This is a genomic window from Ancylobacter terrae, from assembly GCF_045108345.1.
Classification (GTDB): Bacteria; Pseudomonadota; Alphaproteobacteria; order Rhizobiales; family Xanthobacteraceae; genus Ancylobacter.
Genome location: NZ_JBJGXH010000003.1, coordinates 69,049 through 88,371 on the forward strand (window position 1 = coordinate 69,049; position 19,323 = coordinate 88,371).

A 19,323-nucleotide genomic window follows, 5' to 3' on the forward strand; every position below is an offset into this window, starting at 1 on the left:
CAGGACCGACGTGATGGCCAACGATCTCGCCCATGCCGCCAAGGAACGCGGCATCAAGTATTTCCTCATCTCCTATGTCGACCTGTTCGGCGCCCTGCGCGCCAAGCTGGTGCCGGCGGCGGCCATCGGCGAGATGCAGAGGGCCGGCGCGGGCTTCGCCGGCTTCGCCACCTGGCTCGACATGAGCCCGGCCGACCCGGACCTGTTCGCGGTGCCCGACCCCGACAGCCTGATCCAGCTGCCCTGGCAGCCGGAGGTGGGCTGGCTCGCCTCCGACCTCGTGATGAACGACGAGCTGGTGGCGCAGGGGCCGCGCAACGTGCTGAAGACCACGCTGCTCGGCGCCGACTCGCTCGGCTTCCAGATGAAGACCGGCGTCGAGTGCGAGTATTTCCTCACCAATCCCGACGGCACCAAGATCTCCGACGCCGACGACACCGCCATCAAGCCCTGCTACGACCAGTCGGCGCTGATGCGGCGCTTCGCGGTGATCCGCGAGATCTGCGATTCCATGCTGGCGCTCGGCTGGGGTGCCTACCAGAACGACCATGAGGACGCCAACGGCCAGTTCGAGATGAACTGGCACTATGACGACGCCCTCGTCACCGCCGACCGCCATGTCTTCTTCAAGTACATGGTGCGCACGCTGGCCGAAAAGCACGGCTTCCGCGCCACCTTCATGCCCAAGCCCTTCATCGACCTGACCGGCTCGGGCTGCCACATGCACGTCTCGCTGTGGAACGGCGCGACCAACCTGTTCGCCGACAAGGCGGGCGAGCTCGGCGTCTCCGCGCTCGGCTACAACTTCATCGGCGGGCTGATCCATTCGGCCGAGGCGCTGTGCGCGCTGACCAACCCGACGGTGAACTCCTACAAGCGCATCAACGCGCCGCGCACCATCTCGGGCGCCACCTGGTCGCCCAACACGGTGACCTATACCGGCAACAACCGCACCCACATGATCCGCATCCCCGATGCCGGGCGCTTCGAGTTCCGCCTCGCCGACGGCGCGGCGAACCCGTACCTGCTGCCCGCCGCGGTGCTCGCCGCCGGCGTCGACGGCATCCAGAACCAGCGCGACCCGGGCAAGCGGCTCGACATCAACATGTACACCGAGGGGCACAAGGTGCGCGGCGCCAAGAAGCTGCCGCTGAACCTGCTCGACGCGCTGCGGGCGCTGGAGAAGTCGAACGTGCTGCGCAACGCGCTCGGCGCGCCGCTGATCGACGGCTTCATCAAGCTGAAGACCGAGGAGTGGAACGCCTATGCGCGCCACCTGACCCAGTGGGAGCGCGACACCACGCTGGATATCTGAACGCTCTCAAGGAGTGGCGGCGAGGGTGCCGATCGGCGCCGCGCCGGCCACCTCGCGGATCAGCTTGCGGCGGATCGCGTCGGCGAACAGGTCGATGGCGGCGACCGGCTCGACGAAGGCATCGGGCCCGCCGATCACCTCCCGCTCGTAATAGGCGACGAGCTCCTCCGGCGGCCAGTTCTCCTCGCCGCCGAGCGCGGCGTCGAGCGGGCGCGGATAGACGATCGGCAGGCCGTTGATGGTGATGCCGCGGACCAGCGCGGCGCGACGGGCGATCTCCACCGGCGTGCCGCGATTGCCGATGCCATCGCCCGAAATGTCGATCACCCGCCGGGCGCCGGCGACCTCGTTCTCCTCGAACAGCCGGGTGCCAAAGGCGATCGCCTCGCCCACCGCCGTGCCGCCCGGCAGGCGGCCCGGAAAGGTCGCGGCGAGGCTGTCGGCGAAGGCTTCCGCGCTGGCCGCGCCGTCGATCACCGTCCAGGGCACCACCACCCGGGTGCGGCCGGTGCCGCCCCATTCGGCATAGGTGACCGCGATCCGGCGCAGCCGGCCGCGCGCCACCGCGCGGATGAATTCCGGGTCGCGGAAGGCGGCGACGAAGCCGTCGCGCTGCAGCGTCTTCTCGACGCGGTCCATCGAGGTCGACACGTCGGCGGCGATCACCAGCTCGACATCGACGGGGACCGGCCCGGTCACCCGGACCGGGCCGGTCCCGTCGGCGGCCTGCGCGCCGCCGAGGCCCACCAGCAGCAGCGTCGCGACGAGGCCGTCCCGAAGGCGGACGAAGCCGCATGCCCCCGCGCTCATGCCCGTACCGGCCCGCACCGGGCCGCCCCCTCGGGAGCGCCGCAAATCGCTCCCTCGGCCGGTAGAAGTGAATTGCAAATGTTGTAGGATTATTTGCGCGCCGGGCCGACGCTCTCCCGGTGGGCGCAGCGGCCGGCCGGGCGCACCGCCCGGACGAGACGGGCGCGCAGCAGGACGCGTGCAGCGAGATCTGGCATGGGTGTGGGATTGCGCTTTGGCGCGCTGACCTTCGATCCCGATTTCCTCGCGGCCACCCGCCCTGATGGCGGCGAAGTGCGCTTTACCCGTTCCGAGCGGGCCCTGCTGCTGGCCTTCACGCGCACGCCGGGGCGGGTGATGACCCGAAACCAGCTGCTCGACGCCGTGGCCGGCATCGGTTCCGACAGCTCCGACCGCAACATCGATTTCGTCATCAACCGGCTGCGCGCCAAGCTCGGCGACAATGCCCGCGCGCCGCGCTTCATCGCCACGCGCTATGGCGAGGGCTATCTGTGGATCGCCGATCCCCATGCCGAGGCGCCGGCGGCGAGCGAGGCGTTCCTGCGCATCGGGCCGTGCTACGGGCTGGCGCGGCTCGCCGGCCTTGCCGAGCCGCGCGACTTCCTCGCCCGCCTGAGGGCCGGGCTCGCCCGGGCGCTGCCGGCGGAGAATGTGGTCGAGCTGCGCGAGCAGGGGACCGAGCCCGCGGCGAGGGCGCGCTTCGTGCTGGAGCTGAGCTTCTACCGCAACGGCGCCGAAATCGCCTGCGCCGCCGTGCTGCGGGAAGGCGGCGGCGGGCGCCTGCTGAGCGCCTCCCGGCTCGACCTCGCGCGCGATGTCGCCGGCCCCGCCGACGCGCTGGCCGGAAGCGTGCAGTCCGCGCTGTGGCGGCACCTCTCCTTTGCCCGCGAGCGCCACGCCGCGCCGACCGACGTGCCGATGGAACTGCGCCTCCATGATGCCGCCCGGCTGCTGACGCGCCAGCCGGAAAGCTGGCTGGAGACCGAGGCGCAGACCGCCCGCGCCTTCGCCGAGCGTCCGGACGACCCGGAAGCGGCGCTGGCGCTGGGCATGTCGCTCTATTCGCGGCTGCTGTTCAGCCCCTATGCCCCGCATTCGGAGCCGGCGGAAACGGCGGTGGCGGAGGACGAGATCGAGCGGCTGGTGCTGATGAGCCTGCCGCGCATCGACGACGACCCGATCCTGACGCTGGCCGCCGCCAAGCTGCTGCTGTTCGTCGGGCGCGGCTATCACGAGCTGGCCGGCCAGCTCGCCGAGCACGCCCTCGCCCACAGCACCGCCTTCGCGCCGGCCTTCTCGACGCTCGGGCAGGTGCGCATGTGCGAGGGGCAGATCGCGGCGGCGCTGGAGCTCTACGAGCACGGCATCGAGCTGGCCGAACCGGGCTCGCAGTTCCACGTCTACCTGATGACGCTCGCCTGCGTCGCGCATCTCGCCGCCGGCGACCGGCCCGCGCTCGACCGCGCCTGCGCCCGGCTCTATGCCGTGCACCCGCTGGCGGAAGCGCAGTTCGGCTCCTTCGCCACGCCGCTCAACGAGGCCGGCTCGCCGGTCATCGCGCAGGTGATCGGCGGGCTCGACGCGCGCCGCGCCCATGCCGCGCTGCGCTATTCCTACTATGTCTCCGCGCGCATGTTCCTACAGGAGGAGCACCGCGAGAACCTGCTGCGCGACCTCCTCGCCCTGCTCGGCGGCCGGTTCGGCTGGGAGGTGGTGCCGGACGAGGTCTGGCGCAGCGTGCCGCGGCTGCACCCCGGCCTCGCCTCGGCCTGATCATTCGCGCACGGTGAAGGGCACGATGCCGCGCCGGTCGGGATCGAGCACGATCTCGCGGTCGAGCGGGGGGTAGGCGCGCTCGACGCAGGCCGCGCGCGGGCAGAGCCGGCAGTTGACGCCGATCGGGGCGATGTTGATCGGTGCCTTGAGGTCGAGCCCGTCGGCATAGACCACCTCGCCGGCATAGGAGATCTCGCAGCCGATGCCGAGCGCGAAGCGGCGCTCGCGCCGCCCGTGCCGCTGGGCCGGGCGCGCGGTGCCGCGGGCGAGGCACAGATAGCGCACCCCGTCCGGCATCTCGCCGACCTGCACCAGCGTGCGGGCTGGAGCCTCGAACGCCTCGTGCACGTTCCACACCGGGCAGGCGCCGCCATAGCGGGCGAACTGGAAGCGGGTCGCCGAATGGCGCTTGATGACGTTGCCGGCGCGGTCGACCTTGAGGAAATAGAACGGCACCCCCTTCTCGCCCGGCCGCTGCAGGGTGGAGAGGCGGTGGCACACCTGCTCCAGGCTGGCGCCGGTGACGAGGGCGAGCCGGTCGAGATCGTGGCGCAGCTCGCGGGCGAGCGCGGCGAAGCGGCGATAGGGCATCATCAGCGCGCCGGCATAGTAGTTCTGCAGCGCGAGGCGGCAGACGTCGCGGGCGGCGAGGCTGCGGAAGCCGGCGCCGTCGGCATGGGCGTCGATGCGCTCGCTCTGCTCGACGCGGGCGAGCAGGGTGGCGAGGCGGAAGACGCGGCTCGGCCGGTCGAGCGCGGCGGCGAGGGTGGCGGTGCGCCGGCGCGGATCGAAGCGCAGCAGCGGCACCTCGGCGGCACCGACCGGCTCGATGTCGACCGCGATGGCGTGGCGCTCCTTCAGATGCGCGGCGAGCACGCTCACACCGTCGTCGCGGCCGAACAGGTCGAGGCTGGCGGCGCGCTCCTCGGCGGCGCGGTCGAGGCCGTCGACGTAGTTGTCGATGTAGTGGAAATGGTCGCGCACCTCCTCGTAAGGGGCGAGGTTGCGGGCCTCGCCGTCGGCCTCGCGCGCCGTCCCGCCGGCCAGCGCGGCCGAGGCCAGCGCATCGTCGAGCGCGGCGCGGCGCTCCACCAGCCGGCGCATGGCGCTGTAGAGCCGCAGGAAGGCGTGGGCGAAGCTCGGCGCGTGGGTGGTGGCGTTCTTGAGGTCCTGCAGCCCCGGCTCGATGCCGCGGAACACCGGGTCGGCCAGCGCCTCGCGCAGGTCGGCGACGATGCGCTCGAAATCGTCGGCCTCGAAGCGGGTGATGTCGATGTCGAAGGTGCGCCCGATGGCGAGCAGCACGGCGGCGGTGACCGGGCGCTGGTTGCTCTCGATCTGGTTGACATAGCTCGGCGACAGCGACAGCCGGCGGGCGAAGTCGACCTGGGTCAGGCCGAACTTCTCGCGGAGATTGCGCACGGCGTGACCGGCGAATACCTTTTTCGACAGGTTCGACATGGACCCGCGCTCCCGGCGGCTCGGAGAGGGCGCCGCAGCGGCGCCGGTTCGAATTTGTGAATTTTTTACAGTTTCACGTTCCGCATTTTCACAGCTTATCTTTTGCCCTGCAACATCCTAGAAGGCATCCAGTCCACATCGGGTCCCCGCCATGAAGCACATCCTCGACGAGCTCGAACAGCGGCGCGCCGAGGCGCGTCTCGGCGGCGGGCAGAAGCGCATCGACGCCCAGCACACGCGCGGCAAGCTCACCGCCCGCGAGCGCATCGAACTCCTGCTGGACAGCGGCTCGTTCGAGGAGTTCGACACCTTCGTCCAGCACCGCAACACCGATTTCGGCATGGAGAAGACCCGCATCCCCGGCGACGGCGTGGTCACCGGCTGGGGCACGGTGAACGGGCGGCAGGTGTTCGTCTTCGCCAAGGACTTCACCGTGTTCGGCGGCTCGCTGTCCGAGGCGCATGCCGAGAAGATCGTCAAGATCCAGGACCTCGCGCTGAAGACGCGGGCGCCGGTGATCGGCCTGTTCGACGCCGGCGGGGCGCGCATCCAGGAAGGCGTCGCCGCGCTCGGCGGCTATGGCGAGGTGTTCCGCCGCAACGTCGCCGCCTCCGGCGTCATCCCGCAGATCTCGGTGATCATGGGCCCCTGCGCGGGCGGCGACGTCTATTCGCCGGCGATGACCGACTTCATCTTCATGGTGCGCGACACCTCCTACATGTTCGTCACCGGCCCCGACGTGGTGAAGACGGTGACCAACGAGACCGTTACCGCCGAGGAGCTGGGCGGGGCCAAGGTGCACACCTCGAAGTCCTCGGTCGCCGACGGCGCCTATGAGAACGACGTCGAGTGCCTGCTGCAGATGCGCCGGCTGATCGACTTCCTGCCGGCCAACAACCAGGCCGGCGTGCCGGAATGGCCGAGCTTCGACGATGGCGAGCGGCTCGACCCCTCGCTCGACACGCTGATCCCGGACAACCCGAACAAGCCCTATGACATCAAGGAACTGATCGGAAAGGTCGCCGACGAGGGCGATTTCTTCGAGATCCAGGGCGCGTTCGCCAAGAACATCGTCACCGGCTTCGGCCGCATCGAGGGCCGCACGGTCGGCTTCGTCGCCAACCAGCCGATGGTGCTGGCGGGCGTCTTGGATTCCGACGCCTCGCGCAAGGCCGCCCGCTTCGTGCGCTTCTGCGATGCGTTCGAGATCCCGATCGTCACCTTCGTCGACGTGCCCGGCTTCCTGCCCGGCACGGCGCAGGAATATGGCGGGCTGATCAAGCACGGCGCCAAGCTGCTGTTCGCCTATTCGCAGGCCACCGTGCCGCTGGTCACCGTCATCACCCGCAAGGCGTTCGGCGGCGCCTATGACGTGATGGCCTCGAAGCATGTCGGCGGCGACGTCAACTATGCCTGGCCGACCGCGCAGATCGCGGTGATGGGCGCCAAGGGCGCGGTGGAGATCATCTTCCGCTCGGAGATGGACGACCCGGCCAAGATCGCCGCCAAGACCAAGGAATATGAGGAGCGGTTCCTCTCGCCGTTCGTCGCCGCCGAGCGCGGCTATATCGACGAGGTGATCACGCCCCGCTCGACCCGCAAGCGGGTAGCACGGGCGCTCGCCATGCTGCGCTCGAAGAAGATCGAGGCCCCCGCCAAGAAGCACGACAACCTGCCGCTGTGAGGGTGTGATGACAGACATCAGCTTTCAGCGAGTCGGCGCCGCCAGCAATGCTCACGCTGGAGCGGACTTCGAGAGAATTTCTCGAGCATTCTTCCAAGCACAAGGAATTTTCCTAGAACCTCGCTTCCCCTGTCCGATTGGAATCGGACCTCAGAAAAAGCTCCATAAATTTGATCTTGGCAGCGCTGACCCAGCCATCTTGGTTGAGTGCAAATCCCATAAGTGGACAGTTAGTGGAAATACGCCAAGCGCCAAGATTACTGTATGGAATGAGGCAATGCTGTATTTTATAGGAGCGCCGCAGGATTTTAGAAAAATCATGTTTGTTTTAAAGCATAGCCGACGCGACCAGACGCTTGCACAATACTACATTAAAAACTACAGCCACTTTATCCCGAACGATGTTGAATTTTGGGAGTACTGTGAAATCGACGTTTCCGCCATGCAGATCCGATAGTAGGAAGGCGCAAATGTTCTCCAAGATCCTGATCGCCAATCGCGGCGAGATCGCCTGCCGGGTCATCAAGACGGCGCGGAAGATGGGCATCAAGACGGTGGCGGTCTATTCCGATGCCGACAAGGACGCGCTGCATGTCGAGATGGCGGACGAGGCGGTGCATATCGGCCCGCCGCCCGCCGCGCAGTCCTACCTGCTGATCGACCGGATCATCGCCGCCTGCAAGCAGACCGGCGCTGAAGCCGTGCATCCGGGCTACGGCTTCCTCTCCGAGCGCGCCGCGTTCCCGGAAGCGCTCGCCGCGGAGGGGATCGTGTTCATCGGCCCCAACCCGGGCGCGATCAACGCCATGGGCGACAAGATCGAATCGAAGAAGGCGGCGGCGGCGGCGAACGTTTCCACAGTGCCCGGCTTCCTCGGCATCATCGAGGACGCCGAGCACGCGGCAAGGATCGCCGACGAGATCGGCTATCCGGTGATGATCAAGGCCTCCGCCGGCGGCGGCGGCAAGGGCATGCGCATCGCCAACTCCCGCGCCGAGGTGCAGGAGGGGTTCGACCGCGCCCGCTCCGAGGCGAAGTCCTCCTTCGGCGACGACCGCGTCTTCGTCGAGAAGTTCATCGTCGAGCCGCGCCACATCGAGATCCAGGTGCTGGGCGACAAGCACGGCAACGTCATCTATCTCGGCGAGCGCGAATGCTCGATCCAGCGCCGCAACCAGAAGGTGGTCGAGGAGGCGCCCTCGCCGCTGCTCGACGAGGCGACCCGCCGGAAGATGGGCGAGCAGGCCGTCGCGCTCGCCAAGGCCGTCAACTACGACAGCGCCGGCACGGTGGAATTCGTCGCCGGGCAGGACAAGTCCTTCTACTTCCTCGAGATGAACACCCGCCTGCAGGTCGAGCACCCGGTGACCGAATTGATCACCGGCATCGACCTCGTCGAGCAGATGATCCGGGTCGCCGCCGGGGAACCGCTCGCCATCCGCCAGCAGGACGTGACGCTGAAGGGCTGGGCGGTGGAGAGCCGCGTCTATGCCGAGGATCCCTACCGCAACTTCCTGCCCTCGATCGGCCGGCTGACGCGCTACCGTCCGCCGGCGGAGAGCGCGCGGGACGGCGTGACGGTGCGCAACGACACCGGCGTCTATGAGGGCGGCGAGATCTCGCTGTTCTACGACCCGATGATCGCCAAGCTGGTCACCCACGCGCCGACGCGGGCCGCGGCGATCGAGGCGCAGGCGGACGCGCTCGACGCCTTCGCCATCGACGGCATCCAGCACAACATCCCCTTCCTCTCCGCCCTGATGGCGCACAGGCGCTGGCAGGAGGGGCGGCTCTCCACCGGCTTCATCGCCGAGGAATATGCCGGCGGCTTCCAGCCGCGCACAGCGGAAGGGCCGCTGGCGCTCAGGTTGGCGGCGGTGGCAGGCGTCATCGACAACGCGATGAACGCCCGCAAGCGCGGCATTTCCGGCCAGATGGCCGGGCGCCCGGTGGTGTTCGAGCATCGCCGCATCGTGAAGCTGGGCGATCAGAGCTTCGCCTGCGAGATCGACCGGGCCGCGGGCGAATTCCTCGTCACCTTCCTCGACGCCGCCGGCAAGCCCGCCGGCACGCACCAGCTGCGCTCGGCGTGGAAGCCCGGCGAGCCGGTGTGGCACGGCACGGTCGACGAGGAGGTGGTGAGCGTGCAGGTGCGCGCGCTGCTCAACGGCGTGGCGCTGGCCCATCGCGGCATCGCCGTCGATGCCTTCGTCTATACCGAGCGCGAGGCGGCTCTCGCCGCGCTGATGCCGGAAAAGGTGGCCGCCGACAGCGGCAAGCAGCTGCTCTGCCCGATGCCGGGCCTCGTGGTCTCGATCGCGGTCTCCGAGGGACAGGAGGTGAAGTCCGGCGAGACGCTGGCGGTGGTCGAGGCGATGAAGATGGAGAACGTGCTGCGCGCCGAGCGCGACGCCACCGTCAGGAAGGTGCTGGCCAAGCCGGGCGACAGCCTCGCGGTCGACGCCGTCATCCTGGAATTCGCGTGATGGACGTCGCGGCGCTCTCCGCCGCCTTCCCGCCCGCGACGCGCGCGGACTGGCTGGCGCTGGTCGCGGGCGTGCTGAAGGGCGGCGCCTATGACAAGCGCATGGTGACGCGCACGCTGGACGGGCTCGCGCTCGACGCGCTGCCCGCCCGCCGGCCGCAGGCTCAGCCCATCGCCGGCCGGGCGGCGGGGGCGCCGTGGCGGGTGATCGCGCGGATCGACCATGACGACCCGGACGCGGCCAATGCCCAGCTCCTCGCCGACCTGAACGGCGGCGCCGACGGGGCGGCGCTGGTGTTCGCCTCGGCGCCCTCCGCGCGCGGCTTCGGCCTGCCGGCGACCACCGACACGCTGACGCGCGTGCTCGAAGGGGTGATGCTCGACCTCGTCACGCTGCGGGTCGAGGCCGGCCAGTTCCGCGCCCGCGACGTCGCGCTGGCGCTGGCCGCCTATGCCGAGGCGCACGGGTACGACGCCGCCTCGCTGGACCTGCGCTTCGGGCTCGACCCGATCGGCGATTTCGCCGCGCTGGGCGGCTCGATGCTCGACTGGGAGGCGCTCGCCACCCGGCTCGGCCAGACGGTGGGGGCGCTGCGCTCGCGCGGCTATGGCGCGCCGATGGTGCGCGCCGACGGGCGCCTCCACCATGCCGCCGGCGCCGGCGACGCGCAGGAACTCGCCGCGGTGCTGGCCACCGCCATCGCCTATCTGCGCGCGCTCGAGGCCGCAGGCCTCACGCTCGAGGAGGCCGTGCCGCTGATCGAGGCGACGCTGACCGCCGATGTCGAGCAGATCGCCACCATCGCCAAGCTGCGCGCGCTGCGGCTGCTCTGGGCGCGGGCGCTCGCGGCCTGCGGCCTCGACACAGCGCCCCCGCTCGCCCTGCATGCGGAGACGGCGTGGCGCTCGCTGACGACGCGCGATCCGCATGTGAACCTGCTGCGCGGCACCATCGCCGCCTTCGCCGCCGGCACCGGCGGGGCGGACAGCTTCACCGTGCTGCCCTTCACCGAGGCGCTCGGCCTGCCCGATGCCTTCGCCCGTCGTCTCGCCCGCAACACGCAGGTGATGCTGATCGAGGAATCCAACGTCCACCGCGTCGCCGATCCCGGCGCCGGGGCTGGTGCCATCGAGGAGGCGACGGAGGCGCTGGCGGCGGCGGCGTGGGAGCTGTTCCGCCAGATCGAGCGCGCGGGCGGCATGGTCGAGGCGCTGGCCTCGGGCCACTGGCAGACGCAGCTCGCCGCGACCCGCGCCGCCCGCGCGGCGGCGGTGGCGACGCGCCGCCAGCCGATCACCGGCACCTCCGAATTTCCCCAGCTCGGCGCCGGCACCGTCGCCGTGCTGACGCCGGCGCGCGCCGACGCCCCGGCCGCGCCGGCGGACGGCGCGCTCGCCTGCGAGCCGCTCGCGCCCTCCCGCATCGCCGAGCCGTTCGAGCGGCTGCGCGCTGCCGCCGAACGGGCGGCAACCCCGCCGACCGTCTTCCTCGCGACGCTGGGCAGCGTCGCCGCCTTCACTGCCCGTGCCGGCTTCGCACGCGGGCTGTTCGAGGCGGGCGGCATCGCGGCGACGGGGGGCGACACCTACGCATCGCCCGCGGCGCTGGCGGAGGCCTTCCGCGCCTCGGGCGCCCGGCTCGCCTGCCTGTGCTCGAGCGACGAGATCTATGCCGGCGAGGGCGAGGCGGCGGCCCGTGCCCTCAAGGCGGCGGGTGCCACCGCGCTCTACCTCGCCGGCCGGCCGGGCGAGGGGGAGGCGGCGGCGCTGCGGGCGGCGGGGGTCGACGAATTCGTCGGCCTCGGCACCGACCTGATCGACATGCTGGCCCGGGCGCAGGCGCGGGTGGGCCTCCGCTAGACGCCATCCAGACACCATTTCGCCTGCAAAGGGGAACAAAATCGGTCCGAACGGATTACCTCCATGACGGAACGATTGGATGAGGAGAGCCGGATGCGTCGTGTAACGGCAGTTCTGGGGCTCGTGGTTCTTGCCGGTGCGACACCGGCCATGGCCGCGGGCCAGCATGACGGGCTGTGGCGGGTGAAGACCTCCGCCGAGGCCGGCAAATGCGCCACCAACTATGATTTCAAGCTGTCGGTGAAGGACGGCAAGATCAGCTATGCCGGCATGTGGCCGGTCAAGGTGACCGGCGGCATCAACCCGGCCGGGCTGATCAACATGAACATCGCCCATGCCGGCAAGAGCGTCAGCGCCAACGGCCTGGTGCGCGGCGACAGCGCCTCCGGCGACTGGCAGGCCAAGGCCGAGAACTGCACCGGCTCGTGGGTCGCGAGCCGGGCCTGAGGCATCGATCGTCCCGCCGGAGCGGGAGCGTGGGGGAGCTGACGATGAGCCGCATTCCGAACTTCGCCGCGCTCGACTGGCAGCCCCCGGTGCTGCCCGCCCCTCCCGCCGGCGGCGCCGGCTGGGCGACGCCCGAGGGCATCGCGGTGAAGCCGGTCTACGGCGCGCCGGATATCGACGGGCTCGGCTTCGTCGACACCTTCCCCGGCATCGCGCCGTTCCTGCGCGGGCCCTACCCGACCATGTACGCGACCCAGCCCTGGACCATCCGGCAATATGCCGGATTCTCCACGGCGGAGGATTCCAACGCCTTCTACCGGCGCAACCTCGCGGCCGGGCAGAAGGGGCTTTCGGTCGCCTTCGATCTCGCCACCCATCGCGGCTATGACAGCGACCACCCGCGCGTCGCCGGCGATGTCGGCATGGCCGGGGTGGCGATCGATTCCATCTACGACATGCGCACGCTGTTCGACCGCATCCCGCTCGACCAGATGAGCGTGTCGATGACCATGAACGGCGCGGTGCTGCCGGTGCTGGCGCTCTATGTGGTGGCGGCGGAAGAACAGGGCGTGCCGGCGGCCAAGCTCTCGGGGACGATCCAGAACGACATCCTCAAGGAGTTCATGGTCCGCAACACCTATATCTACCCGCCCGCGCCCTCGATGCGGATCATCTCCGACATCTTCGCCTTCACGGCGGCGAACATGCCGCGCTTCAACTCGATCTCGATCTCCGGCTACCACATGCAGGAGGCGGGGGCGACGCAGGACCTCGAACTCGCCTACACGCTCGCCGACGGCATCGAATATGTGCGCGCCGGGCAGCGCGCCGGCATGGCGATCGACAGCTTCGCGCCGCGCCTGTCGTTCTTCTGGGCGATCGGCATGAACTTCTTCATGGAGGTGGCCAAGCTGCGCGCCGCCCGGCTGATCTGGGCGAAGGCGATGCAGGACCTCGGCGCGCAGAACCCGAAGTCGCTGCCGCTGCGCACCCATTCGCAGACCTCGGGCTGGTCGCTCACCGCGCAGGACGTGTTCAACAACGTGATGCGCACCACCGTCGAGGCGATGGCGGCGACGCAGGGCCATACCCAGTCGCTGCACACCAACGCGCTCGACGAGGCGCTGGCGCTGCCGACCGACTTCTCCGCCCGCATCGCCCGCAACACCCAGATCGTGCTGCAGCAGGAAAGCGGGACCACGCGCGCCATCGACCCGTGGGGCGGCTCCTTCTTCGTCGAGAAGCTCACCGCCGATCTCGCGCAGAAGGCGCTCGGCCACATGGCGGAGGTGGAAGCGCTGGGCGGCATGGCCAAGGCGATCGAGGCCGGCATCCCCAAGCTGCGCATCGAGGAAGCCGCCGCCACGACGCAGGCGCGGATCGATTCCGGCGCGCAGACTGTGGTCGGCGTCAACAAGTACAAGCCGGATTTCGAGACGCCGATCGACGTGCTCAAGGTCGACAATTCGGCCGTGCGCGCGGCGCAGATCGACAAGCTGAACCGGCTGCGGGCCGAGCGCGATCCGAAGGCGACGCAGGCCGCGCTCACCGCGCTGACCAACGGCGCGGCGGGCGGGGGCAATCTGCTCGCGCTCGCCATCGACGCCGCCCGCGCCAAGGCGACGGTGGGCGAGATATCGGACGCGCTGGAGACGGTGTTCGGCCGCCACCGCGCCGAGATCCGCACCATTTCCGGCGTCTACACGCGGGAGGCGGCGGCGATGGGCGACAAGGTGGCGCGGGTGCTCGACACGGTGCGGGCGTTCGAGGAGAACGAAGGCCGGCGCCCGCGCATCCTGGTCGCCAAGGTCGGCCAGGACGGGCACGACCGCGGCCAGAAGGTGATCGCCTCGGCCTTCGCCGATCTCGGCTTCGACGTCGATATCGGGCCGCTCTTCGCCACCCCGCAGGAGGCGGCGCGGCAGGCGGTGGAGAACGACGTGCACGTGATCGGCGTCTCCTCGCTCGCGGCCGGGCATCTCACGCTGGTGCCAGAGCTCAAGGCGGCGCTGGCCGCGGAGGGGCGCCCCGACATCATGGTGGTGGTGGGCGGCGTGGTGCCGCCGCAGGATTACGACGCGCTCTATGGTGCCGGCGCCGAGGCGATCTACCCACCCGGCACGGTGATCGCCGACGCGGCGGAGGAACTGCTCGCCAAGCTCAACCGGCATCTCGGCTACGAGCAGCGCGCGGCACAATAGGCGCGCTACTTCAGCTCTTCGAACCAGCCGAGCCGGCGCAGCAGTGCCTTCTCCGCCTCCAGCACGGCGAGCAGCACCACGCCGCCGGCGACGACGAGCACGCCGTCCGAGAACGCCACCGGGCGGGTGTCGAAGATCTCCTGCATCGGCGGCAAATAGGTGAAGGCGAACTGCGCCACCACCACCACGCCGACCGCCAGCAGCACGGCGGGCGTGCCCAGCACGCCCCGCCAGGTGATCGAGCGGCCGTGCAGATAGCGGACATTGAAGAGGTAGAAGATCTCCAGCACGACGATGGCGTTCACCACCATCGTGCGGGCGAGCTCGACGCTGTCGCCGCGCCGGGTCACGTACTCGAACAGGCCGACTGCCGCGACCAGGAACAGGAACGAGACGAACAGAATCCGCCACAGCATGAAGGGCGAGAGCAGCGGCGCGTCCGGCCGGCGCGGGCGGCGCGCCATCACCCCCGGCTCGGCCGGCTCGAAGGCCAGCACGAGGCCCAGCGTCGCGGAGAGCAAGAGGTTGATCCACAGGATCTGCGTCGCGCTCATCGGCATGGTGAGGCCGGCGAGGATGGCGAAGATCACCGCGAGCACCTCGCCGCCATTGGTCGGCAGGGTCCAGGCGATCATCTTGCGGATGTTGTCGTAGACGGTGCGGCCCTCGCTGACCGCGGCGACGATGGAGGCGAAATTGTCGTCGAGCAGCACCACCTCGGCGGCCTCCTTGGCCGCCTCGGTGCCCTTGCGGCCCATGGCGATGCCGACATCGGCCTGCTTCAGCGAGGGCGCGTCGTTCACCCCGTCGCCGGTCATGGCGACGATGGCGCCGGTGCCCTGCAGCGCGCGGACGATGCGCAGCTTGTGCTCGGGGCTGGTGCGGGCGAACACCTGCGTGTCCCGCGCGAGCGCGGCGAGATCGGCGTCGGGCACGCGGTCGAGATCGGCGCCGGTGACGGCGTGGGGCTTTTCCGCGATGCCGAGCTGGCGGGCAATGGCCAGCGCGGTGGCGCCGTGGTCGCCGGTGATCATCTTCACCGCGATGCCGGCGGAACGGCATTCGGCGATGGCGGCCACCGCCTCGGCGCGCGGGGGATCGACGAAGCCGGCGAGGCCGAGCAGCTCGAAGCCGCCGGCCATGTCGGCCATCGACAGCCGGGCGGGCGGCGCGGCGAGCCACTTCATCGCGAAGCCGAGCAGGCGCTGGCCCTCGCCGGCCGCGGCCGCGATGGCCGCCTCCCACCGCGCGGCATCGGCGCCGCTCATCGCCAGCACCGGCTCGGGCGCGCCCTTGACGACGATGAGCGTGCCGCCTTCGGGATCGCGGTGCAGCGTGGCCATGAAGCGGTACGCGGCGTCGAACGGCACCTCGTCGAGGCGGGTCCAGGCGGCGCGCTCGGCGGCCGGGTCGAGCCCGGCCTTCGCCGCCAGCGCCAGCAGGGCGCCTTCCATCGGATCGCCCTCGACGCTCCAGCGCCCGTCGTGGAGGCGGAGCTGCGCGTCGTTGCAGAGCAGGCCGGCGCGGCAGAGCGCGAGCGCACCCGGATCGCCCGCCGCCGGCCCGAGCAGCCGGCCCTCCGGCGCGTAGCCCGCGCCCTCGACCTCGACGAGGCCGTCGGCGAGGACGAGGCGGCGCACCGTCATCTCGTTGCGGGTCAGCGTGCCGGTCTTGTCCGAGCAGATCACCGAGGTGGCGCCCAGCGTCTCGACCGCCGGCAGGCGGCGGATCACCGCGTTGCGGGCGGCCATGCGGCGCACGCCGATGGCGAGCGTCACGGTGATGACGGCGGGCAGCCCTTCCGGCACCACGCCGACGGCGAGCGCCACCACCGCCATCAGCGCCTCGCTCCAGCCATAGTCCCGCACGGCGACGGCGAAGACGAAGAGCAGCACCGCGCACACGCCCACCAGCGTCGTGAAGCGGCTGCCGAAGGCGTTGACCTGCCGCAAGAGCGGCGTGGCGAGCGGCTCGACGGCGGCGATCAGCGTGCTGATGCGGCCGATCTCGGTGTGCCGGCCGGTGGCGACGACGATGCCCCGCGCCTGCCCGGCCGCCACCAGCGTGCCGGAATAGGCCATGGAGTGGCGGTCGCCGAGCGGCGCGGCCGGGGCGGCGGGCTCCTCGCGCTTGGCGGCGGCGACCGATTCGCCGGTCAGCGCCGCCTCGTCGACCAGCATGCCGCGGGCGCGGACAAGGCGCAGGTCCGCCGGCACGCGGTCGCCGGCCTCCAGCAGCACGATGTCGCCCGGCACCAGCTCCTCCGCGGCGACGCTGGCGGGGCGTCCGTCGCGGATCAGCCGGGCGCGGGGCGCGATCATGCTGCGGATCGCCGCCAGCCCCGCCTCGGCCCGCCCCTCCTGGATGAAGCCGACCAGCGCGTTCACCAGCACCACGGCGATGATGACGCCGGCATCGACGCGATGGCCGAGCAGCAGCGCCGCCAGCGCACCGGCCATGAGGAAATAGATGATCACGCTGTCGAACTGGGCGAGGAAGCGCATCAGCGGATGGCGGCGGGGCGGCTCGGGCAGGCGGTTCGGCCCATGGGCGCCGAGCCGCGCCCGCGCCTCGGTGCCGCTCAGTCCCTCCGGGGTGACGCCGAGCCGGCGGGCGACCGCGTCATGGGCCTGCGCGTGCCAGTCGTCGATCGCTCCGGCATCGGCAGCGTATGGGGCGGCGCCGGCAGGGGCGATCGGCTCGATGGCGGTGGGCTGGCTCATTCGGTCTCCTCGCGGCGCGGCGGCGCGGCAAGCTTAGGAAGCCCGCATCGGCGCGGCCACCGTGTTTTCCCTAAGGGAAGACGCGACCGACCGGCCACACCGGGCGGAAATCGTGCCCGCGGGCGCGTCCCGCCGGTGCCCGGGGACGGGCGGGACCATTAAAGTCGGGGTCACCTGCCGGAGACGCCAAGCGATGCCCTTCCGCCTGAAACAACCGGCCCGCCTTGCGATAGGGGGGCTTGTCGCCGCGCTGGCGCTGCCGGCCGCCCCGGCGCGGGCCGGGAGCACCACGATCGGCTTTACCGTCACCACCGAGCGCGTGCCCGACGACTTCAACGAATCGAAATCCACCGACTGGCAGGCCAGCCTGTCGCACGCCTTCGACAACGGTCTGATCCTCGGCGGCTCGGTGAAATATTACGACACCTCCCACAGCGACGCGTGGAAGACCAATGTCGAGGGGACGGCCGGCACCGCGTTCGATCTGGTGAAAGGGCTCAGCCTGCGCGTCAGCGGCGGTGTCGGCGAGCACCTCCAGAACGCGGACAACCCGTCCTTTCCCTATTACGTCTTCTATGCCGCGCTCGACGTCACCCTGACGCCGGTGGTGACGTGGAACGCGGTGATGGCGCGCTACCGCAACGCCTTCGATACCGAGAACGACTACAACACCCCCGAGCTCGCCACCGGCTTCTCGTTCAAGATCGACGACAACAACACCGTGACGGTGCGGGTGGAGCGCGACTGGAGCGACGGCGAGGTCTCCTACAACGCCATCGAGCTGGGATATAAATACCGCTTCTGAACGCCCGGCCGCCGGCGGTGGCGGAGCGCACGCAGGGCGCGCTTGCCGGCGCGCGCACGCCCCGCTAGTGGTGGAGGATTGCGGGTCGCGGCCGGCGGCGCGGGCCGAGGGCGGCGCAACGGAACGGGCGATGGGCGGAAGCGAGGACGAGGCGAAGGCGCGCGCCGAACGGCTGGCGCAGGCGCTGCGCGAGAACCTCAAGCGCCGCAAGGCGCAGGCCAGGGGTCGGACCCGGGCGGCGGACGCCGGGCCGGGCGAACCGCCCCCCGATCGGCCGCTCCCCTCCCCCGACCCGGAATAGACGGAACGCCGGCCCCGCCGGAACGACACAATCGACGCCCCGCCCCGGCGCGGCGGCAGGACAGCCCGAGGAGGCTCGCGCACATGGACCGCATCCGAATCGTCGGCGGCAACGAACTGAACGGCACGATCCCGATTTCCGGCGCCAAGAACGCCGCGCTGCCGCTGATGATCGCCGGCCTGCTGACCGAGGAGAAGCTCGTCCTCGAGAACGTGCCGCGGCTCGCCGACGTCGCCCAGCTCCAGCGCATCCTCGGCAATCACGGCATCGACATCACCGTGAACGGCAAGCGCCGGGGCGACGACGCCTATGCCGGCCAGACCATGGAGATCGATTCGCGCGTCATCGTCGACACCACCGCGCCCTATGACCTCGTCTCCAAGATGCGGGCGAGCTTTTGGGTGATCGGGCCGCTGCTGGCGCGCATGGGCAATGCGAAGGTCTCGCTGCCGGGCGGCTGCGCCATCGGCACCCGGCCGGTCGACTTCCACCTCGACGCGCTGCGCGCGCTCGGCGCCGAGATCGAGATCGAGGCGGGCTACGTCATCGCCCGCGCCCCGAAGGGGCTGAAGGGCGGGCGCATCGTGTTCCCGAAGGTCTCGGTGGGGGCGACCCACACCGCGATCATGGCGGCCAGCCTCGCCGAGGGCGAGACCATCATCGAGAACGCCGCGCGCGAGCCGGAGATCGTCGATGTCGCCGACTGCATCAACGCCATGGGCGGGCGGATCGAGGGCCACGGCACCTCCACGATCCGCATCCGCGGCGTGGCGCGGCTGAAGGGCGCCCGGCACGCGGTGCTGCCCGACCGCATCGAGACCGGCACCTATGCCATGGCGGTGGCGATGACCGGGGGCGACGTGATGCTGGCGGGGGCGCGGGCCGACCTGCTCGAGTCCGCGCTGGTCACGCTGCGCGAATCGGGGGCCGAGGTGATCGCCTCGAACGAGGGGCTGCGGGTGAAGCGCAACGGCGCCGGCATCGCCCCGGTCACGGTGACCACCGAGCCGTTCCCCGGCTTCCCGACCGACCTGCAGGCGCAGCTCATGGCGCTCACCACGCGGGCGGGCGGCACCTCGACGATCACCGAGACGATCTTCGAGAACCGCTTCATGCATGTGCAGGAACTCGCCCGCTTCGGCGCCCAGATCCATCTCGACGGCGAGACCGCGACCATCGAGGGCGTCGAGAAGCTGACCGGCGCGCCGGTGATGGCCACCGACCTGCGCGCCTCGGTCTCGCTCGTCATCGGCGCGCTCGCCGCCGAGGGCGAGAGCATGATCCACCGCGTCTACCACCTCGACCGCGGATTCGAGCGGCTGGAGGAGAAGCTCTCGCGCTGCGGCGCCGAGATCGAGCGGCTGGCGGGATAGGTGGATTACGCACGGCGCCGGCGTGCCCTTGCGGCCGCCGGGTGCCGTCGCCATCTGCCCGGAGCGTTCGGACAATCGCAGC

14 protein-coding genes are annotated in these 19,323 nt (G+C 70.5%); 11 read left to right on the forward strand and 3 right to left on the reverse strand.

The annotated features are described in order from the left end of the window. The first annotated feature begins 13 nt into the window (after window positions 1–13). Complete coding sequence (gene glnT / locus ACEUEL_RS16890; protein WP_405707705.1) at window positions 14–1,315, forward strand: type III glutamate--ammonia ligase; 1,302 nt, start codon at window positions 14–16, stop codon at window positions 1,313–1,315. Window positions 1,316–1,321: 6 nt separating this feature from the next. Here the strand turns inward: glnT and ACEUEL_RS16895 are convergent, their stop codons facing one another. Continuing rightward, on the reverse strand, window positions 1,322–2,125 hold the full coding sequence (locus ACEUEL_RS16895) for a DUF1194 domain-containing protein (RefSeq protein WP_405707706.1): 804 nt from the start codon (window positions 2,123–2,125) through the stop codon (window positions 1,322–1,324). Between the two features lie 195 nt (window positions 2,126–2,320). On the opposite strand from ACEUEL_RS16895, the gene ACEUEL_RS16900 reads away from it, so the two are divergent. Then, window positions 2,321–3,898 carry a winged helix-turn-helix domain-containing protein gene (locus ACEUEL_RS16900; protein WP_405707707.1) on the forward strand — a complete coding sequence of 526 codons (1,578 nt, stop codon included), beginning with the start codon at window positions 2,321–2,323 and terminating at the stop codon, window positions 3,896–3,898. Here ACEUEL_RS16900 and ACEUEL_RS16905 read toward each other — a convergent pair whose 3' ends face one another. Further along, window positions 3,899–5,362: a helix-turn-helix domain-containing protein gene (locus ACEUEL_RS16905; protein ID WP_405707708.1), complete on the reverse strand. Its 1,464-nt coding sequence runs from the start codon at window positions 5,360–5,362 to the stop codon at window positions 3,899–3,901. It lies immediately after the preceding gene. A gap of 151 nt (window positions 5,363–5,513) precedes the next feature. On the opposite strand from ACEUEL_RS16905, the gene ACEUEL_RS16910 reads away from it, so the two are divergent. The 6 genes from ACEUEL_RS16910 (at window position 5,514) to scpA (ending at window position 14,039) form a co-directional block, all read left to right on the forward strand. Beyond that, window positions 5,514–7,046, forward strand: coding sequence for an acyl-CoA carboxylase subunit beta (locus ACEUEL_RS16910; RefSeq protein WP_405707710.1), 1,533 nt, complete (start codon window positions 5,514–5,516; stop codon window positions 7,044–7,046). Between the two features lie 7 nt (window positions 7,047–7,053). Then, window positions 7,054–7,503, forward strand: coding sequence for a hypothetical protein (locus ACEUEL_RS16915; RefSeq protein ID WP_405707712.1), 450 nt, complete (start codon window positions 7,054–7,056; stop codon window positions 7,501–7,503). Between the two features lie 13 nt (window positions 7,504–7,516). Then, entirely contained in the window at window positions 7,517–9,532 is a 2,016-nt protein-coding gene (locus ACEUEL_RS16920; protein ID WP_405707713.1) for an acetyl-CoA carboxylase biotin carboxylase subunit, read from the forward strand. Further along, window positions 9,532–11,391, forward strand: coding sequence for a methylmalonyl-CoA mutase family protein (locus ACEUEL_RS16925; RefSeq protein ID WP_405707715.1), 1,860 nt, complete (start codon window positions 9,532–9,534; stop codon window positions 11,389–11,391). Before ACEUEL_RS16920 ends, ACEUEL_RS16925 begins: the two co-directional genes overlap by 1 nt. Before the next feature lie 93 nt (window positions 11,392–11,484). After that, on the forward strand, window positions 11,485–11,838 hold the full coding sequence (locus ACEUEL_RS16930) for a hypothetical protein (RefSeq protein WP_405707716.1): 354 nt from the start codon (window positions 11,485–11,487) through the stop codon (window positions 11,836–11,838). 44 nt (window positions 11,839–11,882) lie between these two features. Beyond that, a complete protein-coding gene (gene scpA, locus ACEUEL_RS16935) occupies window positions 11,883–14,039 on the forward strand; it encodes a methylmalonyl-CoA mutase (protein ID WP_405707717.1) in 2,157 nt (718 codons plus the stop codon). A gap of 5 nt (window positions 14,040–14,044) precedes the next feature. On the opposite strand, the gene ACEUEL_RS16940 is transcribed toward scpA, so the two are convergent. Continuing rightward, window positions 14,045–16,762: an HAD-IC family P-type ATPase gene (locus ACEUEL_RS16940; protein ID WP_405707719.1), complete on the reverse strand. Its 2,718-nt coding sequence runs from the start codon at window positions 16,760–16,762 to the stop codon at window positions 14,045–14,047. A gap of 193 nt (window positions 16,763–16,955) precedes the next feature. Between ACEUEL_RS16940 and ACEUEL_RS16945 the strand changes: the two genes are divergently transcribed. From ACEUEL_RS16945 to murA, 3 genes are all read left to right on the forward strand, one after another. Beyond that, complete coding sequence (locus tag ACEUEL_RS16945; RefSeq protein WP_405707720.1) at window positions 16,956–17,567, forward strand: hypothetical protein; 612 nt, start codon at window positions 16,956–16,958, stop codon at window positions 17,565–17,567. 130 nt (window positions 17,568–17,697) lie between these two features. Further along, window positions 17,698–17,868 carry a hypothetical protein gene (locus ACEUEL_RS16950; protein ID WP_405707722.1) on the forward strand — a complete coding sequence of 57 codons (171 nt, stop codon included), beginning with the start codon at window positions 17,698–17,700 and terminating at the stop codon, window positions 17,866–17,868. A gap of 83 nt (window positions 17,869–17,951) precedes the next feature. Beyond that, a complete protein-coding gene (gene murA / locus ACEUEL_RS16955) occupies window positions 17,952–19,241 on the forward strand; it encodes a UDP-N-acetylglucosamine 1-carboxyvinyltransferase (protein WP_405707724.1) in 1,290 nt (429 codons plus the stop codon). Window positions 19,242–19,323: the final 82 nt, after the last annotated feature.